Raw genomic sequence first — 19,520 nt, forward strand, 5'->3', positions numbered from 1 at the left:
CCGCCCGCACTCGGCCAGGACACGCGCGCGTTGCTCGGCGAGCTCGGCTACACGCCGGACGACGCGCGTGCGCTGATCGAAGCCGGTGTCGTCGCGGGGCAGCATGGCGCGGACGACGCGGCACCGGGCGGCGCGCCGTCGCCGAACGAACTGGCGAGCGCGTAGCGCGGCCGCGATTCATCGAACGAACAAGGGCGTCCCGGCCGTGCCACGCACGGGCGCGGACCGCCCCATCCACGGAGACAACCATGACATCCGCTTCCCCGGCATTGGCCGCCGATCGCGAGACCGACGCGTCGATCGAGCAACGCGCCGTGCGCAAGGCCGCGTGGCGCTTCATTCCGCTGCTCGCGCTCGCGTATTTCTTCAACTACCTGGACCGCACGAGCGTCGGCTTCGCGGCGCTCACGATGAACCGCGATCTCGGGCTGACCGCGACGCAGTTCGGCTGGGGCGCGGGGATCATGTTCGCCGGCTACTGCGTGTTCGAGGTGCCGAGCAATCTCGCGCTGTATCGCTTCGGCGCACGCCGCTGGCTCGCCCGCATCATGATCACCTGGGGGCTGATGGCGGCCGCGACTGCGCTCGCGACCGGGCCGACGAGCTTCTATGCGATCCGGCTGCTGCTCGGCATCGGGGAAGCCGGATTCTTTCCGGGCGTGATCTTCTTCCTCGCCGTGTGGTTTCCGGCGAACTACCGTACGCGTGTGCTCGCGTGGTTCACCGTGTCGACGCCGTTGTCGTCGCTGATCGGCGGCCCGTTGTCGACGTGGCTGCTGCAGCTCGACGGCACGCTCGGGCTGGCCGGCTGGAAATGGATGTTCATCGTCGAAGGGCTGCCGGCGTGTGCGCTCGGTTTTCTCGTGCTGAAGCTGCTGTCCGATTCGCCGGCGAATGCCGCGTGGCTGTCGGACGACGAGCGTGCCGCGCTGCTGCGTGCGTTCGAGCGCGACGGTGCGGCGGCCGGCCGCAAGAAGCGCTTCGGCGTCGCGCTGCGCGACGTGCGCGTGTACGTGCTCGCGCTGATCTCGTTCGGCTTCACGATGGGGTCGTACGGGATCGGCATCTGGCTGCCGCAGATGCTGAAGGCGCACGGCATGTCGACGATGCAGACGGGCTGGTTGTCCGCGGTGCCGTACTTCTTCGCGACCGTCGCGCTGCTGTGGTGGGCGAAGCGCGTGGACCGGCGCGGCGGCCCGGTCGCGAACCTGGCGATCGGGCTGTGCATCGGCGCGGTGGCGCTCGGCGTGTCGACGCACTTCCTGACGCTCGGGCCGGCACTCGTCGGCATCACGCTCGCACTGATCGGCACGATCGCCGGCCGCACGATCTTCTACACGCTGCCCTCGCGCTTCCTGTCCGGCCAGGCCGCAGCCGGCGGGCTCGCACTGATCAACTCGATCGGCGCGCTCGGCGGCTTCGCGGGCCCCTATCTCGTCGGCTACCTGAAGGACAGCTTCGGCACCTTTACCGCCGGCATGCTCGGCCTCGCGATCGTGCTCGCGATCACGACGCTGCTCACGCTGTCGCTGTATGCGTTCGACCGGAGCGAATGACATGGATGCGACGATTTCAATCAAGCGACGCCGGCTGCTCGGCGCGGCCGCCGCATCGCTCGCGCTGCCCGCGTTCACCGAGACGCGCGCGGCGACCCAGGAGGGCGTTTCCCGCATGACGACGCAAAGCAACTATCTCGCGGTGCGCCCCGACTGGCTCGCGTCGGCGCTCGAACCCGCGCTCGAGCCCGACCTGCCGATCGTCGACGCGCATCATCATTTCTATGAGCGGCCGGGCTGGATCTACATGCTCGACGACTATCTGCAGGACGCGCGCTCGGGCCACAACATCCAGGCGTCCGTCTACATGCAGGCGCAGACGCGCTATCGCGATTCGGGCCCGACGGAACTGAAGCCGGTGGGCGAGACGGCCTATGTTGCGGGCGTGACAGAGTCGTTGCAGAACGGCCCCGTGGCGGTCGCGAAAGGCATCGTCGGCCACGCGGACCTGCGTCTCGGCGAACGCGTGCGCGAGGTGCTCGAAGCGCATCTCGAAGCCGGGCGCGGGCGGTTTCGCGGGGTGCGTCACCTGACGACATGGGATGCCGATCCGACGCTCGCCAATCCGCTGTCGGCGGTGCCGCGCGGGCTGCTGCTCGATCCCGCGTACCGGGCCGGCGTCGCGCAGCTCGCGCCGCTCGGGCTTTCGTATGACGCGTGGCTGTTCTTTCCGCAGCTGCCCGAATTGTTCGAGCTCGCGAAGGCGAACCCCGATACGCGCGTCATCGTCAATCACTGCGGCGGCGTCGTGCGGATCGCCAGCTATGCCGACAAGCGGCCGGAGGTGTTCGAACGCTGGTCGGCGTCGATGCGCACGCTCGCGCGACTGCCGAACGTCTTTGTGAAGGTCGGCGGGCTCGGGATGCGCATCAACGGCTTCGATTTCGAGAAGGGCGCGCGGCCGCCGTCTTCCGCGCAGCTGGCCGACGCGTGGAAGCCGTGGATGATGACCTGCATCGACGCGTTCGGCCCGGAGCGCTGCATGTTCGAGAGCAATTTCCCGGTCGACAAGGGCTCGTATTCGTTCGTCAACGGCTGGAATGCGTTCAAGCGGCTGACTGCGCAGGCAACCCCGGACGAGCGCGCTGCGCTGTTCCGCGGCACGGTCACGCGCGCTTACCGGCTCGGCTGACGCGCGCCGCGACAGGCCCGGCGCGTGCTCACCCGGCTTCCACCAGCGCCGCGAGCCTCGCCAGCGCCATTTGCCAGCCGGTCTCGTTGTCGGTAGCCGGCACGCCGGGCGGCACTCCGTCGTGCACCGCATCCACGCGCGTGCCGCCGGCTTCGTCGGACAGCGTGATCGTGATCGTCATCGCGCCGCGCAGCATCGGATCGTCGGTCTCGAACACGTCGATCTCGACGATCTGCTCGTCCGGCACGAGCGTGACGAAGCGGCCGTGATAGGTATCGGTGCGCGCGGTGGTCTTGCCGGTACCGGCCGACGGTGCGTCGTAGCTCAGCGACACGCGCAGCGCGCCGCCTTCACGCGCGTCGTACGCATGCACGCGGCACGTCATGCCGTCGGGCACCTTCCATTGCTCGACCGCGTGCGGATCGAGCAGCGCGCGGTAGACGCGGCCGCGCGGGGCGTTCAGGTGCCGGCTGACACGGGTCGAATGCGTGTGCGTGTGCAACATGTCGCCTCCCGCGGAGCGCGCACGACGGTGCACGCCGGCGGCCGGCGTGTCGTCATGCTTCCTTCAGGAATCCTAGGCGCGCGCGAGGCGGCATGCAATGCGTGCGCACACGGCCGTGCTCAGCGCAGCGCGGCTGCGAAGGCGTCGAGCTGCGTGATGCAGGTGTTCCAGCCCTCGAAGAAGCCGAGCGCTTCGTGGCGCTCGCGCGTCGCGGCGTCCGGATGCATCACGCGCGCTTCGTAGCGGCTGCCCGCCTCGTCGTCGGCCATCGTGATGATCGCGGTGAAGCCCATCCACGGCGCCTGCGGCCGCCAGCCGCCCGTGAGCATCGACGTGAACGCGATGCGCGATTCCGGCACGATTTCGAGGAAGCAGCCGGGATTGTCGCTCGTGCCGCCGTCGGGGCCGCGCATGAACGTGTGGAAGGCGCCGCCCGGCCGCAGGTCGAACGCGCGCACTTCGGTGATCCACGGTTTCGGGCACCACCATTCCTTCAGCAATTCGGGGTCGGTCCATGCACGCCACAGCGCGTGGCGCGGCGCGTGCAGCGTGCGCGTGATGACGAGATCGTGGGCTTCAGCGGGTTCGACGGGGCTGGCTGACATCGTGCTCCTCCTGGTGACGGCGTTCGACGAATTCGACGAGACGATCGGATCGTGCTTCCCACAGCGCGCGCTGCCCGGCGAGCCATGCCTCGGCTTCGGTCAGCCGGCTGCCGACCAGTGTGCAGGTGCGCGAGCGGCCGGTTTTACGGGTCTGCACGAGGCCGCTGCGCTCGAGCACGGCGACGTGCTTCATGAACGACGGCAGCGCCATGTCGAACGGCGCGGCGAGCACGGAGACGGTTTGCTCGCCGTGGCCGAGCGCGCTGACGATCGCGCAGCGCGTCGGATCGGCGAGGGCGTGGAAGACGTCGCTGATGCCGGGTTGAAAGTTAGCCATGCGGCTAAGCATAGGAGAAACGAACGGCGATGCAACGGAAACTTTCGTCGCGTAGGATGATGGGGCGGTAACACGTGCCGACGCGGGTGCGTGTGTTGCCGCGCGCCTGCCGCCGTTGCGCGAGCCGCGACGGCCGGCCGGTGTTCTTTCCGATCCGGACGCACGCCGAACCCGCGCGTGCGGCCCACCTGACTACCGGAGATGGCATGACCGAACCCGTTACCGTCCGTCGCGTCGACGCGGGGGAAGCGATGACCTGCGTCGATGCGCTGGCCGATGTGCTGATCGATTGCGTCGAGGGCGGCGCGTCCGTCAGCTTCATGTTGCCGATCGAGCGGCCGACCGCCGTTGCGTTCTGGACCCACGTCGCGGACGGCGTCGCGAACGGCGAGCGCATCCTGCTCGTCGCCGAGGACGCAGCCGGCCGGATCGTCGGCACCGTGCAGGTCGTGACCGCACAGCCCGAGAACCAGCCGCATCGCGCGGATATCGCGAAGATGCTGGTGTCGCGGCACGCGCGCCGGCAGGGCATCGCCGCGCGGCTGATGGCGGCGGCCGACGCAGCCGCACGCGGCGCCGGCAAGACCGTGCTGGTGCTCGACACCGTGACGGGCGGCGACGCCGAGCGGCTGTACGAGCGGGCCGGCTGGCAGCGTGTTGGCGTCGTGCCGAACTATGCGCTGATGCCCGACGGCGCGCTCTGCGCGACGACGTATTTCCACAAGCAGTTGGCGTAACGCCGTCCGTCATGCATCCCGTCGCCCCGTCGCTCTGGTTCCTCACGCTCGCAGCGGGTGTCGTGGCGCTGATCGCACCGGCGTTGCTCGCCGTCGCGTGGCGGCGCCGCACGCAGGTGCCGTTGCGCGTGTTTTTCTACGGCATGCTGACCTTCTTCGTGTTCCAGCCGGTGCTGCGCCTGTCGTGGCAGATACCGCTGTTCCACTGGCTCGGGACCGATCCGCGCTGGCGTGTGCCGATGCTCGTATTCGCGGCGCTGACGGCCGGGCTCTTCGAGGAATGCGGGCGCTGGGTCGCGTTCCGGTATCTGCTGCCGAAGCGGCATGACCCGCAAACGGCCGTGATGCTCGGGCTCGGGCACGGCGGGCTGGAGGCGATGCTGCTGGTCGGCGTCGGGTTCGTCGTGCTCGGCACGGGCTACCTGCTCGCGCATGCGGGCGTCGTCGTGTCGGCCGGCACGCAGTCGCTGATCGGGTCGCAGTTCGCGGGCATGACGCTCGCGTCGCCGTTTCTCGCGCTGTTCGAGCGCGCGAGCGCGATGGCCGCGCATGTGGGGCTGTCGCTGATCGTGCTGCAGGCGTTCGTCCGGGGCACGCAGCGCTGGCTCGCGTATGCGATCGCGTTTCATTTCATGTTCGACCTCGTTGTCGTACTGCTGACGCGGTACTGGCACGTCGAGACCGTGCGGGTCGAGGGGCTCCTGTTCGTGTGCAGTGTCGTGCTTCTGTGGCTGGGGATGCGCTGGGGCCGCCGGGAAGCGGGCGCCGGCGACACGCGCACGGAGCACGCCGCGTGAAGGGGATGGCCCGTTTCAGCTGTGCGCGGTGGGGTTCGGCGGGCGGATGGCCGGCCGTTCTTCCGTTCGCCACCGGCTGACGTGGCTCAAGGCCATGCCGGCAATCAGGTTGCAAAAAGTCTTTATTTCGACGAAACGGCAGATCGTCATGGCAAGCCCCGGAATGTCTGCCTGGTCGCGGCAAGCGCAGGCTGGCGACCGGGCTCGGTCAGGGAATCAGGCAGGGCCGCAGACATCGCCTGTCCGCTATATTCACGCAGGAAGACCTCGGCAGAACGCTCCGGAACCACCGCCTCGATGAAACGCTCCCATGTCGCTTTCGCCCTCACGGGCCTGCTCGTCGCATTGCCGATTGCCGCGTATGCGCTCGTCAAGCCGCTGCGCGTCGTCGCACCCGCGCTGATCCCCGGCGTGTCGTGCCCGAGCGCCGACATCTGCACGGACGATGCCGCAAAGCTCGGTGACGCGCGGCAGCTCTATCGCGACGGCTATGCGCGTGCGGCGGCAGCCGTCGGTGCATTCCAGGCGGCGCCGCGCGTCGTGTTCTGTTCGACGCGGGCGTGCGCCGATGCATTCGGCCTCGGCCAACGCGCGGCGCTGACGCTCGGGAATTTCGGCGTGGTCGTCGCGCCGCGCGGCTGGCAGACCTACTTTCTCGCGCACGAGCTGATCCATCACCGCCAGGCGGAAGTGCTCGGCAACCTGGCCGTCGCGACCAAGCCGCGATGGCTGATCGAAGGGATGGCGTATTCGCTCAGCGACGATCCGCGCCATCCGCTGGCGGAGCCGTTCGAAGCGTGGCGCACGCGTTTTGCCGCGTGGCATGCGACGCTGGGCGGGCAGCTGCTGTGGGAGGCTGCGCGGGCGGTGGAATAGGTCGAATGGCGCGGCGAGACGCTGAAGCGCACGCCGACACGCCGCGCAAGCCGATACGCCGCGCAAGCCGACCCGTCACGACGTCATGACGCCAGAACGCGACTACGCCGACGCGCCCGGATCGTCCCGTCCGTCGACGAGCGTGTCCCGCCCAGCCGCGAGAATCTCGTCGGCCAGCGCGGGATCGGTGCCGGCGATCGCGCGCGACAGCACCAGCGCGCCGACCATCTGGCTGAAGACCGCGATCGCGTCGCGACGCGTCTGCGCCGGCGTCGCGCCTTCCGTGGCCACCATCCGTTCCAGCCGATCGAGATACGTGGCTAGCCCGTGCGCGTAGCACGCACGGGCCGCATCGGTCAGTCGCGGCGCATCGCCCGCGAAACCGGACAGCGGGCATCCGGCCTCGACGTTGTCGCGATGCGCAGCCGACAGATACAACGCCACCTGCGCGTCGAGACTGCCGGCGTTCGGCGAATCCGCGCGGTCCTGCATCGCCTTTTCCATCACCTCGGCGACCAGCGCGTCTTTCGACTTGAAGTGGTTGTAGAAGCCGCCCTGCGTGAAGCCGGCTTCCTTCATCAGCTCCGTGAGCCCTACCGCGTCGACGCCGCGCACGCGGAACAGCCGCTCGGCGGCCGCGACGATCGCGCTCCGGTTCTCGGCAGCCTGCTGTCTTGACACGCCCATAGATCCCTCCCTGATTTTTGCCGATCGCGTCGATTGGAAAACACAATGTCGATCACCATTGACATGCTCGAGTTACATGAACACAATGCATCGCAAAGACAATGGTGATCGACATTGACATCGAGTGTAGCCGACTTGGCGGAGGGTGCAAAGCCACGGCCGGAACACCGGATGGCAATCGGTCGGCGTCTTTGGCGCCGCCGGGGCGCGGGTAGCGGGCAGTGGGCGGCTCGCCGACTGCCGGCGGTGGCGCAACGGTTCGATATGCAATGGCAGTCTGGTTTTCCACCGGATCTCACGCGCGCGGCGAGCCGGCGCGCAGGCGATTCATCATGCGAAAGGAACGATCATGAAGATCGAAGGTGCAGTGGTGTTCATCACGGGCGCAAACCGCGGGCTCGGGCTCGAGTTTGCGAAGCAGGCGCTCGCGAGAGGGGCGCGCAAGGTCTATGCGGCGGCGCGCGATCCGGCCACCGTGACGTTGCCGGGCGTCGTGCCGGTGAAGCTCGACGTGACCGATCCGGCAGCCGTCGCCGCAGCGGCCGACGCGGCACGCGACGTCACGCTGCTGATCAACAACGCGGGCATCGCGCGGCTCGGCAGCCTGACGGACGACGGCGCGCCCGATGCGTTGCGCGCTCACTTCGAAACCAACGTGTTCGGGATGCTGGCGATGTCGCGCGCGTTCGCGGGCATCCTCGCCGGCCATGGCGGCGGCGCGATCCTGAACATCCTGTCCGTCGCGAGCTGGGTGAACCGGCCGATCCTGTCGGGCTACGGCGTGTCGAAATCGGCCGCGTGGGCGCTGACCAACGGGCTGCGCCATTCGCTGCGCGAGCAGCACACGCAGGTCGTCGGGCTGCATGCCGGCTTCATCGATACCGACCTGACGGCCGGCCTCGACGTGCCGAAGGCGACGCCGGCCGAGGTCGTGCGCCAGGCGTACGACGCGATCGAAGCGGGGGAGGAAGAGGTGTCGACCGACGAGCTCACGCGGCACGTGAAGGCCACGCTGTCGGCGGGCGTCTATCTGGAGGAGCCGGCGCAGCGCTGACGCCGCCGGGAAGGTGAATCCACCGCCCATCGCCCGCGCTGCGCATGCAGCACGGGCGGCGGGCCGTACCGTCAGACGGTGGTATCGATGATGCCCGGGATCTTCACGTCCGGGTTCACGTCCGCGTCGTAGTCGACGCCGGCGATCTCGAAGCCGAACAGACGCAGGAAGTCGGTCTTGTAGCCCGTGAAGTCGGTCAGCTCGTACAGGTTCTCGTTCGTCACGTGGTTCCACTGCGCGACGACCTTCGCCTGCACCTGCGGATCGAGCTCCTTGTAGTCCGCGCGCAGGCGGCCTTCTTCGTCGACGTGCGGCGTCGCGCCGTACAGGCTGTCCTTGAACAGGCCGTACACCTGCTCGATGCAGCCTTCGTGCGTGCCGGTTTCCTTCATCGTCTTGAACAGCAGCGACAGGTACAGCGGCATCATCGGAATTGCCGAGCTCGCCTGCGTGACGACGGCCTTCAGCACCGACACGCGCGCGTCGCCGCCGTGCGCGGCCAGCTTGTCGCGGATCGACAGCACCTTCTTGTCGAGATCCTTCTTCGCTTCGCCGATCGAGCCGTTCCAGTAGATGTCGTGCGTGATCTGCTCGCCGAGATACGTGAACGCGGTGGTCTTCGCGCCGTCGGCCAGCACGCCGGCTTCATCGAGCGCGTCGATCCACATCTGCCAGTCCTCGCCGCCCATCACGGCGACGGTGCCGTCGATCTCTTCCTGCGTCGCCGGTTCCAGCGTGACGTCGCGGATCACTTCCTTGTCGGTGTCGAGGCCGCGGAACGTGACCGTCTTGCCGATCGGCTTGAGCGTCGAGCTGATGGTTTCGCCCGTCTTCGGATGCGTGCGGCGCGGTGCCGCGAGGCTGTAGACGACGAGGTCGACCTTGCCGAGATCCTGCTTGATGGTGTCGATCGTGACTTGCTTGACCTTGTCGGAGAACGCGTCGCCGTTGATGCTGCGCGCATAGTGCCCCTTTTCGGTGGCGAATTTCTCGAACGCGGCGCTGTTGTACCAGCCGGCCGTGCCCGGCTTCGTTTCGCTGCCGGCGCGCTCGAAGAACACGCCGAGCGTGTCCGCGCCCGAGCCGAAGGCGGCCGAGATCCGGGCGGCGAGGCCGTAGCCGGTCGACGCGCCGATCACGAGCACCTTTTTCGGGCCGTTCGCGATCGGGCCGTGCGAAGTCACGTAGTCGATCTGTTCCTTGACGTTGGCTTCGCAGCCGACCGGATGAGTCGTCACGCAGATGAAGCCACGCACGCGCGGTTTGATGATCATGGAAACCTCTACTCTAGTCAGAAAGGCTGGGACGGCCTGAATTCGGAAAAATCCCGCGCATTGTAATGGATGCGGCCGATCGCGGGCGGGCGCGGCCGGGTCGGGGCGGATCGCTTGGTTATTTCTCTCTTGACAGAAATAACTGAAATGCCTAAATTTCACGTCATGGAACTCACACCGATTGCCGAACGATTCATTCTCCACTGGGGCGAAATGGGCTCGCGGTGGGGCGTCAACCGCACCGTCTCGCAGATCCACGCGCTGCTCTATCTGGCCGGCCGGCCGGTCGCGGCCGACGAGATCGCCGAGACGCTCAACGTGGCGCGCTCCAACGTCAGCACGAGCCTGAAGGAGCTGCAGGCGTGGCGGCTTGCGAAGGTCGTGCATGTGCTGGGCGACCGCCGCGACCACTTCGAGACGTCGACCGACATCTGGGAGCTGTTCAAGCTGATCGTCGAAGGGCGGCGCCAGCGCGAGATCGAGCCGACGCTCACGGTGCTGCGCGATTGCCTGACGAATCCGGAGATCGCGAACGAGAGCCGCGAGACCGAGCAGCGCATCCGCGACACGCTGCAGTTCGTCGAGACGCTCACGACCTGGTCGGACGAGATGCTGCGGCTCAAGCCCGACACGCTGATGAAGGCGCTCGGCATCGGCGCGAAGATCAGCCAGACGGTCAGGCGCAAGCCGTCGAAGTAAGCGGTACGCGCAATGCGGGCAGCCAGCCCGCTTTTTTGGGGGTTGTTGTTTCTGTCTGTACAGAAATAACTGTAAATAGAGGATGAGAAATGGACACTGTCTTGCCGTCGACCCGCCCGCATGACCGCACCGGGGCGCGCAGCATGACCGTCCTCGTGTGCGGCGCGAACGGCTTCATCGGGCGGGCACTGTGTGCGCAGCTCGAAGCCGGCGGCCATCGCGTGCTGCGCGGTGTGCGTCATGCGGCCGGCCCGTGCGACGTCGCGATCGACTTCGCGAAGGACGTCGACCCCGACGCGTGGCGCGTGCGGCTGGAGGGCGTCGACGTGGTGATCAATGCGGTCGGCATCCTCGCCGATCGACGCGGCGCGACGCTCGACGCCGTGCATCGCGCCGCGCCGTGCGCGCTCTTTACCGCGTGCTGCCGCGCCGGCGTGCGGCGCGTGATCCAGATCTCGGCGCTCGGCGTCGAGCGTGGCGATACGCGCTACTTCGCGAGCAAGGTCGCAGCCGACCGCTTCCTGCAGACGCTGCCGATCGATTTCCGGATCGTGCGTCCCGCGCTCGTCTATGGCACGGACGGCGCGTCGGCGCGGTTGTTCCGGATGCTCGCGAGCCTGCCCGTCCATGTGCTGCCGGCGGGGGGCCATCAGCGGCTGCGCCCCGTGCACGTCGACGATCTCGCCGAAGTCGTCACGCGGTGCGTCGATGCACCGGCGGCTGGCCGCCCGGTGATCGACGTGGTCGGCAACGACGAAATCGAATTCCGCGAGATGCTGGCCCGCTACCGCGCCGCGCTGGGGTTTCCGCCGGCCGCCCGCATTGCGTTGCCGGGCCCGCTGGCCGGCGCGGCGGCCGCGTTGCTCGGCACGCTGCCGGGCGCGATGTTCACGCGCGACACGTGGACGATGCTGCGCGGCGGGAACACCGGCGATCCGGCTGCCGTCGCGGCGATGCTCGGCCGGCCGCCGCGCGGGATCGACGGTTTCATCGGCGCGGGAGCCGCCGCGCTGCGTCGCGACGCGCTCGCGATGTGGCGTCGTCCGCTGCTGCGCGGCGCGCTTGCGATCGTGTGGATCTGGACGGCCATCGCCAGCGCGTTCGTCCATCCGCTGCACGCGAGCCTCGCACTGCTCGCGCCTGCGCACCTGACGGGGCTACCTGCGCTGATTGCGCTCTATGCGGCCAGCGCGCTGGACTTCGCGTTCGGCATCGCGACCGTCGCCGCGCCGTCGCGCCGCCTGTGGGTCGCGCAGGCCGCGCTGATCGTCGCGTATTCGGCGGTCATCGCGGTCACGATGCCGGGCCTGCTCGCCGAACCGTTCGGCCCCGTGCTCAAGAACGTGCCGATCCTCGCGATCCTGTTGATCCTTTTTTCAGAAGAAGAACACGCATGAATACCTATCTCGTCATCAAGGCGCTTCACATCCTGTCCTCGGTGCTGCTGGTCGGCACGGGGTTCGGCACCGCGTTCTACCTGTTTTTCGCGAACCGCACGCGCTCGGTGCCCGCGATCGCGGCCGTGTCGCGGCTCGTGGTGCGCGCGGACTGGTGGTTCACGACGCCGGCCGTGATCTTCCAGCCGGCATCGGGGCTCTGGCTCGCGCACACGGCCGGCTGGCCGTGGCATACGCCGTGGCTCGTCGCGTCGATCGTGCTGTATGCGATCGCCGGCGCGTGCTGGCTGCCGGTCGTGTGGCTGCAGGTCGAACTGGCCGCGATGGCGAAGCTCGCTCATGCAAGTGGCGACGCGGCATTGCCCGAGCGGTACTGGCTCTATGCGAAGCGCTGGGAACTGCTCGGCTATCCGGCGTTCTTCGCGATGCTGACCGTCTACTTCCTGATGGTGCTCAAGCCGATGTAAGGGTGCCGCCGCCGCACGGGAGCGGTGGCACGACGTACCGGAAAGCAGTCGATCGATTCATGATGCCTGCAACAAAAACAAGGAATGCGAATCATGGGCTCAACTGAACTGGTGCTGTACTTCGACGGACGATGTCCGTTATGCGTTGCGGAGATCAAGCGTCTCGCGGCCCGCGATGCGCGACAGCAGTTGGCTTTCGTCGATATCGCCGAGCCGGGTTTCGATCCCGCGCCGCTGGGCGTCGACCTGTCCGCGCTGAACCGCGAGCTGCATGCGCGGCTGCCCGACGGACGCGTGCTGACCGGCGTGGACAGCATCCTGGCCGCCCATGCGCTGACCGGACGCCGCTGGCTCGTCCGGCTGCTTCGCGTGCCGGCCGTGCGCGGTGCGCTGGCGCCGCTGTGTCGCCGCTTCGCGCGCAACCGGCATGCGGTATCGCGCTGGCTCGGCTACCACGCCGAAGCGCCGTGCGACGAGGCGGCGTGCGGTCGCGACCGTGCCGCCGAACCCGTGACGGATCGTCCGGCGGATGACGCTGCGCGCCGCATCGTGGTGACCTGGATGGTTGGCGCGGCGATCGCACACCTGCTCGTCGGCATTGCCGTTCCGTGGGTTGCCGGCGCGCCATGGCTCGACGCGTATCACCGCGGCATCGAGCTGAATTTCTGGGCGGGAACGGCGCCCGACGCCGCGCGTGCGCAGCAGATCTGGTGGATGTCGCTGATCGGCGCGACGGTGCAATGCGCGTCGGTCTGGATGCTGGCGCTCGTCCACCTCGGCAACCGGCTGCGCCGGCGGGAAGTGTGGGGGTGGCTGCTGGCCGGCCTGTTGATCTGGGCGCCGCAGGACATGCTGTTTTCATTGCAGGCCCATGTATCGGGCCACGTGGCGATCGACGCGGCGGCACTCGTCGCGATGGTGCCGCCGCTCGTCTGGCTGTGGAAGAGGGACACCGTATGAATACCTTGCCTGCTTTCGACTGGGCGCTCAACCTGCTGATCGTGCAGGGCGCGATGGGCGCATTCGACACGCTCTATCACCACGAACTCACGCAGGATCTGCCGCACAGCCCGCGCGCGCGGCTCGAGCTGGCGATTCATGCGGTGCGTTCCGTGCTTTACGGCCTGGTGTTCGCGTCGATCGCGAATGTCGCGTTTCACGGCGCGTGGGTGGCGGCCATCGCGGCGGTGGTCGTCGTCGAGGTGGTGCTGACGCTGTGGGATTTCGTCGTCGAGGACCAGAGCCGCAAGCTGCCGGCGACCGAGCGCGTGCTGCACACGCTGCTGGCCGTCAACGGCGGCGCGCTGTTCGGGATGATCGCAATGCAGTTGGCTGCGTGGGCGCATGAGCCGAGCGCGCTGCAGCCGCTCGATCTTGGCTGGCGCGGCTGGGTGCTGAGCGTGTTTGCCGTCGGCGTGACGGTATCGGGAATCCGCGACGGGATCGCGGCCTGCCGGATCGCGCGACACGTACCGGTCGCCAATCCGTTCGCGGGGCAGCCGCCGGGGAACGTGCTCGTCACCGGCGGGACCGGCTTCATCGGCGAAACGCTCGTGACCCAGCTGCTCGATGCAGGGCATGCGGTCACGTTGCTGGCGCGCGATCCGCTGCGCGCGGCGTATCAGTTTCATGGCCGCGTGCGCAGCGTGACGGCCGTCGAACAGTTGCAGCCGCACGAACGTTTCGACACGGTCATCAATCTCGCGGGGGCGCCGGTGCTGGGCGCACGCTGGAGCAAGCGCCGGCAGGCGGTGCTGCTCGCGAGCCGCGTCGGCGTCACGGAGTCGCTGATGCGTTGGGTCGAGACCGCCGAGGTCAAGCCGCGCACGTGGATTCAGGCGTCGGCGATCGGTTACTACGGCGTGCGCCCTGCCGACGAGCGGCTCGACGAGCGCAGCAGCGCCGGCACCGGCTTCATGTCGGAGCTGTGCCGGCAGTGGGAGCAGTCCGCGCAGGCGCTCGAGCGCCACGGCGTTCGCGCGGTCGTGCTGCGGCTGGGCGTCGTGTTCGGCCCCGGCGGCGCGCTGCGCCCGATGCTGCTGCCGCATTACGTCGGGATGGGCGGGCGCTTCGGCGACGGCACGCAGGTGATGAGCTGGATCCACCGGGACGACGTGCTGCGGATCATCGCGCGTGCGATGGCGAACCCGGGCATGCACGGCGTCTACAACGCGGTCGCGCCCGCGCCGCTGACCCAGCGCGAGTTCGTGCAGGTCGTGTCGAAGGTGCTGCATCGTCCGGCCCGGCTGCACGTGCCGGCCGCGCCGCTGCGCATCGCGATGGGCGAAATGGCCGAGCTGCTGCTGGACGGGCAGCGGGTGATGCCGGCGCGGCTGCATCAGGACGGATTCATGTTCCGGTTCCCGACGGCCGAGCACGCGCTGCGTGACCTGACGAATCGGCCGCACGCGGATTTTCCGCACACGGCCTGTCGTTTGCCGCGTGGTCGCGTATAAACTCGGCGTGACCGCGTTCGGGACGTGTCGTGCGTCCCGGGCGCTCCGCATCCGACCTCACAAGGAGACTGCATGCTGCACATCCTCGGCAAGATCCCGTCCATCAACGTCCGCAAGGTGCTGTGGCTGTGCACCGAGCTGAACCTGCCGTTCGAACAGGAAGACTGGGGCGCGGGCTTTCGCACGACCAACGATCCGGCCTATCTCGCGCTGAATCCGAACGCGCTCGTGCCCGTCATCAAGGACGACGATTTCGTGCTCTGGGAATCGAACACGATCATCCGCTACCTCGCGAACCGCTATGGCGGCGATGCGCTGTACCCGGCCGAGCCGCAGGCGCGCGCGCGGGTCGATCAATGGATCGACTGGCAGGGTGCCGACCTGAACCGCTCGTGGATCGGCGCGTTCCTCGGCCTCGTGCGGAAATCGCCCGATCACCAGGACCCGGCCGGCATCGCGCAGTCGATCGCGGGCTGGACGAAGCACATGCAGGTGCTGAACGCGCAGCTCGAAGCGACCGGCGCGTACGTGGCCGGCAACCGCTTCACGCTCGCCGATATTCCGATCGGCCTGTCGGTGAACCGCTGGTTCGGCACGCCGTTCGAGCATCCGGATTTCCCGGCGGTGTCACGCTATATCGAACGTCTCGCGACGCGCGAAGGCTTCCAGACATACGCGGGCAGCGCGAACCCGTGATGCATGGCCGGTAGCGCGCGGCGGCGGGGCAATCGCCGCCGCGTCCGCGTCATGAGCGTCATACGCGGCATACGCAGGCCCGCGGGCCCGCAGCCCCGTTGTCACGCGCCGGGCGCAGGCACCGCGTCGAGCACGCGCGCGAGAAACGCCTCGTGGTTCCACGCGGATTCCGGCCGCGACAGCCCAAGCCGCACGACCACCAGTTGCCGGCTCGGCACCACGCTCACGAACTGGCCTTCATGGCCGACCGCATGAAACGCGTCGGCCGGCATCGCGCCCGCATGCGGATCGCGATCGTTGAACGGCTCCGGCACCTTGACCCACAGCTGCGCGCCGTATTCCTGGCGCGCCGATTGCGGCGTCGCGCGCGTCAGGTAGCGTACCCAGCCTTCCGGCAGCAGCCGCTGCCCGTCCCACACGCCGTCCCGCAGCAGCAACTGCCCGAAGCGCGCCCAGTCGCGCGCGCTCGCATACATGTACGACGGGCTGACGAGCGTGCCGGATGCGTCGGGCTCGAACACCGCGCTGCGCATCCCGAGCGGTGCGAACAGCGCGCGGCGCGGGAACGCGAGGTAGTCGTCCTCGTTGCCGCCCAGCGCTTCGCGCATCACGCGCGCGACGATCGCGCTCGTGCCGCTCGAGTAGGACCACTGCGTGCCGGGTGTCGCGGCAAGCGGCTTCGCCGACGCGAACCGCGCGGTATCGGGCTGCGTGAACAGCATCAACGCGACGTCGGACAGCGGGTCGTCGTAGTCCTCGTTGAATTGCAGGCCGCTCGTCATCCGCAGCAGCGCGTCGAGCGTGATGGCCGCGCGCGGATCGCCGCTGCCGCGCCATTCAGGCAGCAACGCCGACGCATCGGGCGACACCTTGTGCTGCGCGACGAGCAGGCCGACCAGCGCGGCCGTCACGGTCTTCGTCATCGACCAGCCGGGCAGCGGCGTGTCGGCGGTGAAGCCGGGCGCATAGCGTTCGGCGATCACCTGGCCGCGCCACATCACGACGACCGCGCGCGTGCGCCGCGGCCGGGCCGGATCGGGCTCGTCGAACGCGCGGTCGAGCGCGGTCTGCAGCTTCTGCGTGTCGATGCCGGCCGGCGGCGTGGCCGGTGCCGGCTGTGCGGGTGGCGGATCGGGAAGGGGCGGCAGCGCGGCCGGCAAGACGGCCGGCGCTGCGGCGAGAGACGGCCCGATCGCGAGCGTGCAGCCGAGCCCCGGCCGGAAGTCGGCTTCGCGCTCGGCGAAGCCGGCGAAGGTCGCCACGGCGCGATGATGGTCGGGATCGATCGACGGACGCACCAGCTTCAGCAGCGGATGCACGCCGGCCATGATGTCGACGTCGATCACGGACGCGGCCGGGCGGCCCGATACGTACACGCCGGAACACAGCGCCTTCGCCGCATAGCCGGTCGCGATCGGCGCGAGCCGGGACAGCATGTAGCCCGTGTAGCCGACCGCGGCGACGACGGCAAGCGCGACGCCGCGCAGGATCAGCTGCTTGAGGGGGATCGTCATGCGCGAGCGTCCTCGGTTGTCTGCAGGCACAGCATGAACCGGCAGTGTCGCAGGTTCGGGCCGGCGGTGGCAATCGCGGGTAAGCGAGACGCCGGGCGGCGTCGACAGGGTGCATGCTGCCCGGCGTATGCGAATCGTGTGTGTCGATCGGCCACGTCGAACGGGCCGCGTGTGAACTGCGGCCCGCCCAGGTGGCACGTCATTGCGCGTTGCTGTCCGGCCGCAGGATCCAGACCGTCGCGGTATTCGTGTTGTCGTCGACGGCCGCGAATTCCAGCTGGCCTGTGCTGCCGCGCCCGAACGCAAGACCGAATGCCGCCCCCGGCACGGTATCGACCTGCATCGGCGCGACGAAGCGCCCGTCCACCGTGAATTCGACGATCTCGCTCGGCTGCAGCGGATCGGCGTCGACCGCGTCGCCGTTCGCGGTCACGAGATGGCCGTTCGGTGCGAGCGCCAGCGCCAGCGAGAGCGGGTCGTGCAGGTGCGCCGCGATGATGCGCGAGCCCGGCTTCGCCGCAACGGCGACGCGGCCTGACAAGTTGAAATCCGACCGGCCGTCGGCCGATAATCGTCCGGCATTGCTTTCCCACTTTCCCAGTCCAACCGTTATCGGAAAACGCCATGTCCTACGACAACAACAACCCGTTCGCCAAAATCCTGCGCGGCGAACTGCCGTGCGTGAAGGTCGCGGAAGACGACGCAACCCTCGCGATCATGGATCTGATGCCGCAGGCCGACGGCCACGTGCTCGTGATCCCGAAGGAGCCGGCCGCGCAGATTTTCGAATTGTCCGGCGACGCCGCCGCGGCCGGCATCCGCATGACGCAGCGCGTCGCGGCGGCCGTGCGCGCGGCGCTCGAGCCGGACGGCGTGTTCATCGGCCAGTTCAACGGCGCGGCAGCCGGCCAGACGGTTCCGCATGTGCACTTCCACGTGATCCCGCGCTGGGAAGGCGCGGAGCTGCGGATGCATGCACGCGAGATCGCCGACGCGGCGACGCTCGACGCGCTCGCGCAGCGCATTCGCGCGCGCTTCGTGTAACGCATCGATTGCACCCGATGCGGCGCGGCAGAGGATGGCGGTGCACCGGCCAGCCGCCGCGCGACTGCCTGTTTCGGCGGTCACGCAAGGTAACACCTGTAACCGCCGGCGAAACTCGTCCCGGCCAACCCGGCGCTAGACTCCGCGCATTGCTTCACTGAGCGACAGGAAGGGCGGATCGCCTCTTCGTGCCGGCCGCCGCATCGCGCGGCGGCGCGGCTTTCGCGAGGTGCCATTCGTCTTTCGCGCCGGGAATCGAGCCATGTCCAGACTTCTCATCACGCTTGCCCTGATCGGCGGCCTGTCCGGCTGCTACGTCGCGCCGCCGTACGGCTACGCGCCTGCGCCGGCCTACTACGGCTATGCGCCGGCGTATTACGCGCCGCCGGTCAGCGTCGGGATCGGCGGCAACTTCCGCATCCGCTGATCCGGCGCCGGGCGCGGGTGCCGGTTCTGGCCGCATCGGTCAGGGCTGCCGCGTTGCGCCGGACGATTCGCGCGAATTCGCGCATCGCATGACGGCGGTGCGCCGCGCGGCGTGCGCGCGGTTCCTATACTTCACAGGAAAGCGCATTCCGCATTCCGGTGAGGCAGCCATGACAGTCACCCGCAAGGTCGCCGCCCTGTCGGGCATCTCCACGCTCGTCTATCTCGGGCTCGCGGTGCTCGGCAGCGGCGGATTCGCGGCCTTCTTCTCGCATCCGCAGCTAACCGTCGTCGTCGTTGCGACGCTCGCGATGGCCGTCGCCGCGATGTTCACCGAAGGCAACCTGAGCAGCGGCGAGCGCGAGAACCGCGACAACCGCTGGGTGCTCGCGGCATTCGCGGTGAGCGGGTTCCTGCTCGCGTACCTGCCCGCGCTGACCGACCGGCTCGAGGTCTGGACCTTCGGCGGCGATGCGGTGCGCTGGACCGGCGTCGTGCTGTACATCGCTGGCGGCGTGCTGCGCATCTGGCCCGTATTCGTGCTCGGCAAGCGCTTCAGCGGGCTCGTCGCGATCCAGCCGGGCCATACCCTCGTGACCGACGGCATCTACCGCCGCATCCGCAATCCGAGCTATCTCGGCCTGATCGTCAATTCGGTCGGCTGGGCGCTCGCGTTCCGCTCGGGCGTCGGTGTGCTGCTGGTCGTGCTGACGATGGTGCCGCTCGTCGCGCGCATCCGTTCCGAGGAGGCGCTGCTGCGTGCGCAATTCGGCGCCGAATACGACGCGTACTGCGCGCGGACCTGGCGGCTGCTGCCCGGCGTGTACTGACCCCCTTCATTTCTCCGCGGCCGTCGTTTCGAGGCCCGCTCGCGAGACGTGCCCGATGTGTTGCCGCGTGTGTCGCAAACGTGCGACGCCGCACATGGCCGGCTTGTTTTTCCGCAGGGCCGGACCCTCGGCGGAACCAATACCGGCGCGGGTTTGCGGGCATTCCGGCGCGGGCGTTCGACGTCGTTTATTCGTAAACAACTTGTTACCAGAATGTCCACGGCAAGGATGTGGGACCGGTGCTATTCTTCGCCGCAAGCTCAATGAAATGAATTGGTCCGCGGTTCGGCACAATGTTTGACCCGACGGCGATCGATTCAGATCGTCGTACCGAGCGGACCTTCGATAACCAGATTGCGAACAAGGAAGAATACGGGAATGTGGAAGAAAATCGCCCCCGCTCTCGTCGTCGCCGCGCTGACCGGCGCGAC

21 protein-coding genes and 2 pseudogenes are annotated in these 19,520 nt (G+C 68.4%); 16 read left to right on the forward strand and 7 right to left on the reverse strand.

Features of this window, described 5'->3' with window-relative positions; translation table 11 throughout:
* The 3 genes and pseudogenes from G3N64_RS40000 to G3N64_RS32795 form a co-directional block, all read left to right on the forward strand.
* Nucleotides 1-165: pseudogene (locus tag G3N64_RS40000) on the forward strand (CoA transferase); the annotation flags it as partial.
* An 83-nt stretch (nt 166-248) separates the two neighbouring features.
* Nucleotides 249-1,556, forward strand: a complete 1,308-nt coding sequence (locus G3N64_RS32790; RefSeq protein WP_205787869.1) for an MFS transporter — start codon at nt 249-251, stop codon at nt 1,554-1,556.
* A gap of 1 nt (nt 1,557) precedes the next feature.
* Nucleotides 1,558-2,688 carry an amidohydrolase family protein gene (locus G3N64_RS32795; RefSeq protein WP_205787870.1) on the forward strand — a complete coding sequence of 377 codons (1,131 nt, stop codon included), beginning with the start codon at nt 1,558-1,560 and terminating at the stop codon, nt 2,686-2,688.
* 28 nt (nt 2,689-2,716) lie between these two features.
* On the opposite strand, the gene G3N64_RS32800 is transcribed toward G3N64_RS32795, so the two are convergent.
* The 3 genes from G3N64_RS32800 to G3N64_RS32810 form a co-directional block, all read right to left on the reverse strand.
* Nucleotides 2,717-3,193 carry an SRPBCC family protein gene (locus tag G3N64_RS32800; protein ID WP_205787871.1) on the reverse strand — a complete coding sequence of 159 codons (477 nt, stop codon included), beginning with the start codon at nt 3,191-3,193 and terminating at the stop codon, nt 2,717-2,719.
* A 119-nt stretch (nt 3,194-3,312) separates the two neighbouring features.
* The gene (locus G3N64_RS32805; protein WP_205787872.1) at nt 3,313-3,798 is read right to left on the reverse strand and encodes an SRPBCC family protein; all 486 of its coding nucleotides are present in this window, start codon (nt 3,796-3,798) and stop codon (nt 3,313-3,315) included.
* Nucleotides 3,770-4,135: a metalloregulator ArsR/SmtB family transcription factor gene (locus G3N64_RS32810; RefSeq protein WP_205787873.1), complete on the reverse strand. Its 366-nt coding sequence runs from the start codon at nt 4,133-4,135 to the stop codon at nt 3,770-3,772. The genes G3N64_RS32805 and G3N64_RS32810 overlap by 29 nt, the downstream gene beginning before the upstream one ends.
* Nucleotides 4,136-4,341: 206 nt before the next feature.
* On the opposite strand from G3N64_RS32810, the gene G3N64_RS32815 reads away from it, so the two are divergent.
* From G3N64_RS32815 to G3N64_RS32825, 3 genes are all read left to right on the forward strand, one after another.
* Nucleotides 4,342-4,872, forward strand: coding sequence for a GNAT family N-acetyltransferase (locus G3N64_RS32815; protein WP_205787874.1), 531 nt, complete (start codon nt 4,342-4,344; stop codon nt 4,870-4,872).
* A gap of 11 nt (nt 4,873-4,883) precedes the next feature.
* Nucleotides 4,884-5,669: a YhfC family glutamic-type intramembrane protease gene (locus G3N64_RS32820; protein ID WP_205787875.1), complete on the forward strand. Its 786-nt coding sequence runs from the start codon at nt 4,884-4,886 to the stop codon at nt 5,667-5,669.
* A 297-nt stretch (nt 5,670-5,966) separates the two neighbouring features.
* Nucleotides 5,967-6,545 carry a hypothetical protein gene (locus G3N64_RS32825; protein WP_205787876.1) on the forward strand — a complete coding sequence of 193 codons (579 nt, stop codon included), beginning with the start codon at nt 5,967-5,969 and terminating at the stop codon, nt 6,543-6,545.
* 102 nt (nt 6,546-6,647) lie between these two features.
* On the opposite strand, the gene G3N64_RS32830 is transcribed toward G3N64_RS32825, so the two are convergent.
* Entirely contained in the window at nt 6,648-7,232 is a 585-nt protein-coding gene (locus tag G3N64_RS32830) for a TetR/AcrR family transcriptional regulator (RefSeq protein ID WP_205787877.1), read from the reverse strand.
* A gap of 349 nt (nt 7,233-7,581) precedes the next feature.
* Here G3N64_RS32830 and G3N64_RS32835 point away from each other — a divergent pair, with 349 nt between their 5' ends.
* On the forward strand, nt 7,582-8,286 hold the full coding sequence (locus G3N64_RS32835) for an SDR family oxidoreductase (RefSeq protein ID WP_205787878.1): 705 nt from the start codon (nt 7,582-7,584) through the stop codon (nt 8,284-8,286).
* Nucleotides 8,287-8,357: 71 nt separating this feature from the next.
* Here the strand turns inward: G3N64_RS32835 and fabV are convergent, their stop codons facing one another.
* On the reverse strand, nt 8,358-9,560 hold the full coding sequence (gene fabV, locus G3N64_RS32840) for an enoyl-ACP reductase FabV (RefSeq protein WP_205787879.1): 1,203 nt from the start codon (nt 9,558-9,560) through the stop codon (nt 8,358-8,360).
* A gap of 165 nt (nt 9,561-9,725) precedes the next feature.
* On the opposite strand from fabV, the gene G3N64_RS32845 reads away from it, so the two are divergent.
* The 6 genes from G3N64_RS32845 (at nt 9,726) to G3N64_RS32870 (ending at nt 15,275) form a co-directional block, all read left to right on the forward strand.
* A complete protein-coding gene (locus G3N64_RS32845; RefSeq protein ID WP_006480371.1) occupies nt 9,726-10,259 on the forward strand; it encodes a MarR family transcriptional regulator in 534 nt (177 codons plus the stop codon).
* Nucleotides 10,260-10,348: 89 nt separating this feature from the next.
* The gene (locus G3N64_RS32850) at nt 10,349-11,656 is read left to right on the forward strand and encodes an SDR family oxidoreductase (RefSeq protein WP_205787880.1); all 1,308 of its coding nucleotides are present in this window, start codon (nt 10,349-10,351) and stop codon (nt 11,654-11,656) included.
* Nucleotides 11,653-12,123 (forward strand): DUF2269 domain-containing protein, encoded by a 471-nt coding sequence (locus tag G3N64_RS32855; protein WP_205787881.1) that lies wholly within the window; start codon nt 11,653-11,655, stop codon nt 12,121-12,123. The genes G3N64_RS32850 and G3N64_RS32855 overlap by 4 nt, the downstream gene beginning before the upstream one ends.
* 93 nt (nt 12,124-12,216) lie before the next feature.
* Nucleotides 12,217-13,083 (forward strand): DUF393 domain-containing protein, encoded by an 867-nt coding sequence (locus tag G3N64_RS32860; protein WP_205787882.1) that lies wholly within the window; start codon nt 12,217-12,219, stop codon nt 13,081-13,083.
* Nucleotides 13,080-14,579: a TIGR01777 family oxidoreductase gene (locus G3N64_RS32865; RefSeq protein ID WP_205787883.1), complete on the forward strand. Its 1,500-nt coding sequence runs from the start codon at nt 13,080-13,082 to the stop codon at nt 14,577-14,579. Before G3N64_RS32860 ends, G3N64_RS32865 begins: the two co-directional genes overlap by 4 nt.
* A 72-nt stretch (nt 14,580-14,651) precedes the next feature.
* The gene (locus G3N64_RS32870) at nt 14,652-15,275 is read left to right on the forward strand and encodes a glutathione S-transferase (RefSeq protein ID WP_205787884.1); all 624 of its coding nucleotides are present in this window, start codon (nt 14,652-14,654) and stop codon (nt 15,273-15,275) included.
* A gap of 101 nt (nt 15,276-15,376) precedes the next feature.
* On the opposite strand, the gene G3N64_RS32875 is transcribed toward G3N64_RS32870, so the two are convergent.
* Both G3N64_RS32875 and G3N64_RS32880 read right to left on the reverse strand, forming a co-directional pair.
* Nucleotides 15,377-16,789 carry a serine hydrolase gene (locus tag G3N64_RS32875; RefSeq protein ID WP_205787885.1) on the reverse strand — a complete coding sequence of 471 codons (1,413 nt, stop codon included), beginning with the start codon at nt 16,787-16,789 and terminating at the stop codon, nt 15,377-15,379.
* A gap of 199 nt (nt 16,790-16,988) precedes the next feature.
* Nucleotides 16,989-17,276: pseudogene (locus G3N64_RS32880) on the reverse strand (hypothetical protein); the annotation flags it as partial.
* Nucleotides 17,277-17,413: 137 nt separating this feature from the next.
* On the opposite strand from G3N64_RS32880, the gene G3N64_RS32885 reads away from it, so the two are divergent.
* The 3 genes from G3N64_RS32885 to G3N64_RS32895 all read left to right on the forward strand — a co-directional run bounded on the left by G3N64_RS32885 (nt 17,414) and on the right by G3N64_RS32895 (nt 19,089).
* Nucleotides 17,414-17,833, forward strand: a complete 420-nt coding sequence (locus G3N64_RS32885) for an HIT domain-containing protein (RefSeq protein ID WP_205787886.1) — start codon at nt 17,414-17,416, stop codon at nt 17,831-17,833.
* 262 nt (nt 17,834-18,095) lie between these two features.
* Nucleotides 18,096-18,260, forward strand: coding sequence for a hypothetical protein (locus G3N64_RS32890; protein ID WP_162836114.1), 165 nt, complete (start codon nt 18,096-18,098; stop codon nt 18,258-18,260).
* A 169-nt stretch (nt 18,261-18,429) separates the two neighbouring features.
* Nucleotides 18,430-19,089 (forward strand): isoprenylcysteine carboxylmethyltransferase family protein, encoded by a 660-nt coding sequence (locus G3N64_RS32895; protein ID WP_205787887.1) that lies wholly within the window; start codon nt 18,430-18,432, stop codon nt 19,087-19,089.
* Nucleotides 19,090-19,520: the final 431 nt, after the last annotated feature.

The sequence above is a fragment of the Burkholderia sp. Ac-20344 genome (genome assembly GCF_017104975.1).
Lineage (GTDB): Bacteria > Pseudomonadota > Gammaproteobacteria > Burkholderiales > Burkholderiaceae > Burkholderia.

Bases quoted from the DNA above. Each gene is read 5' to 3' on its own strand.
- G3N64_RS32865 (WP_205787883.1), top strand. From the start codon at position 13,080: ATGAATACCTTGCCTGCTTTCGACTGGGCGCTCAACCTGCTGATCGTG.
- G3N64_RS32885 (WP_205787886.1), top strand. From the start codon at position 17,414: ATGTCCTACGACAACAACAACCCGTTCGCCAAAATCCTGCGCGGCGAA.
- G3N64_RS32850 (WP_205787880.1), top strand. From the start codon at position 10,349: ATGGACACTGTCTTGCCGTCGACCCGCCCGCATGACCGCACCGGGGCG.
- G3N64_RS32790 (WP_205787869.1), top strand. From the start codon at position 249: ATGACATCCGCTTCCCCGGCATTGGCCGCCGATCGCGAGACCGACGCG.
- G3N64_RS32810 (WP_205787873.1), bottom strand. From the start codon at position 4,135: ATGGCTAACTTTCAACCCGGCATCAGCGACGTCTTCCACGCCCTCGCC.
- G3N64_RS32855 (WP_205787881.1), top strand. From the start codon at position 11,653: ATGAATACCTATCTCGTCATCAAGGCGCTTCACATCCTGTCCTCGGTG.
- G3N64_RS32820 (WP_205787875.1), top strand. From the start codon at position 4,884: ATGCATCCCGTCGCCCCGTCGCTCTGGTTCCTCACGCTCGCAGCGGGT.
- G3N64_RS32890 (WP_162836114.1), top strand. From the start codon at position 18,096: ATGTCCAGACTTCTCATCACGCTTGCCCTGATCGGCGGCCTGTCCGGC.
- G3N64_RS32795 (WP_205787870.1), top strand. From the start codon at position 1,558: ATGGATGCGACGATTTCAATCAAGCGACGCCGGCTGCTCGGCGCGGCC.
- G3N64_RS32845 (WP_006480371.1), top strand. From the start codon at position 9,726: ATGGAACTCACACCGATTGCCGAACGATTCATTCTCCACTGGGGCGAA.
- G3N64_RS32815 (WP_205787874.1), top strand. From the start codon at position 4,342: ATGACCGAACCCGTTACCGTCCGTCGCGTCGACGCGGGGGAAGCGATG.
- G3N64_RS32835 (WP_205787878.1), top strand. From the start codon at position 7,582: ATGAAGATCGAAGGTGCAGTGGTGTTCATCACGGGCGCAAACCGCGGG.
- G3N64_RS32860 (WP_205787882.1), top strand. From the start codon at position 12,217: ATGGGCTCAACTGAACTGGTGCTGTACTTCGACGGACGATGTCCGTTA.
- G3N64_RS32895 (WP_205787887.1), top strand. From the start codon at position 18,430: ATGACAGTCACCCGCAAGGTCGCCGCCCTGTCGGGCATCTCCACGCTC.
- G3N64_RS32875 (WP_205787885.1), bottom strand. From the start codon at position 16,789: ATGACGATCCCCCTCAAGCAGCTGATCCTGCGCGGCGTCGCGCTTGCC.
- G3N64_RS32800 (WP_205787871.1), bottom strand. From the start codon at position 3,193: ATGTTGCACACGCACACGCATTCGACCCGTGTCAGCCGGCACCTGAAC.
- G3N64_RS32805 (WP_205787872.1), bottom strand. From the start codon at position 3,798: ATGTCAGCCAGCCCCGTCGAACCCGCTGAAGCCCACGATCTCGTCATC.
- fabV (WP_205787879.1), bottom strand. From the start codon at position 9,560: ATGATCATCAAACCGCGCGTGCGTGGCTTCATCTGCGTGACGACTCAT.
- G3N64_RS32870 (WP_205787884.1), top strand. From the start codon at position 14,652: ATGCTGCACATCCTCGGCAAGATCCCGTCCATCAACGTCCGCAAGGTG.
- G3N64_RS32825 (WP_205787876.1), top strand. From the start codon at position 5,967: ATGAAACGCTCCCATGTCGCTTTCGCCCTCACGGGCCTGCTCGTCGCA.
- G3N64_RS32830 (WP_205787877.1), bottom strand. From the start codon at position 7,232: ATGGGCGTGTCAAGACAGCAGGCTGCCGAGAACCGGAGCGCGATCGTC.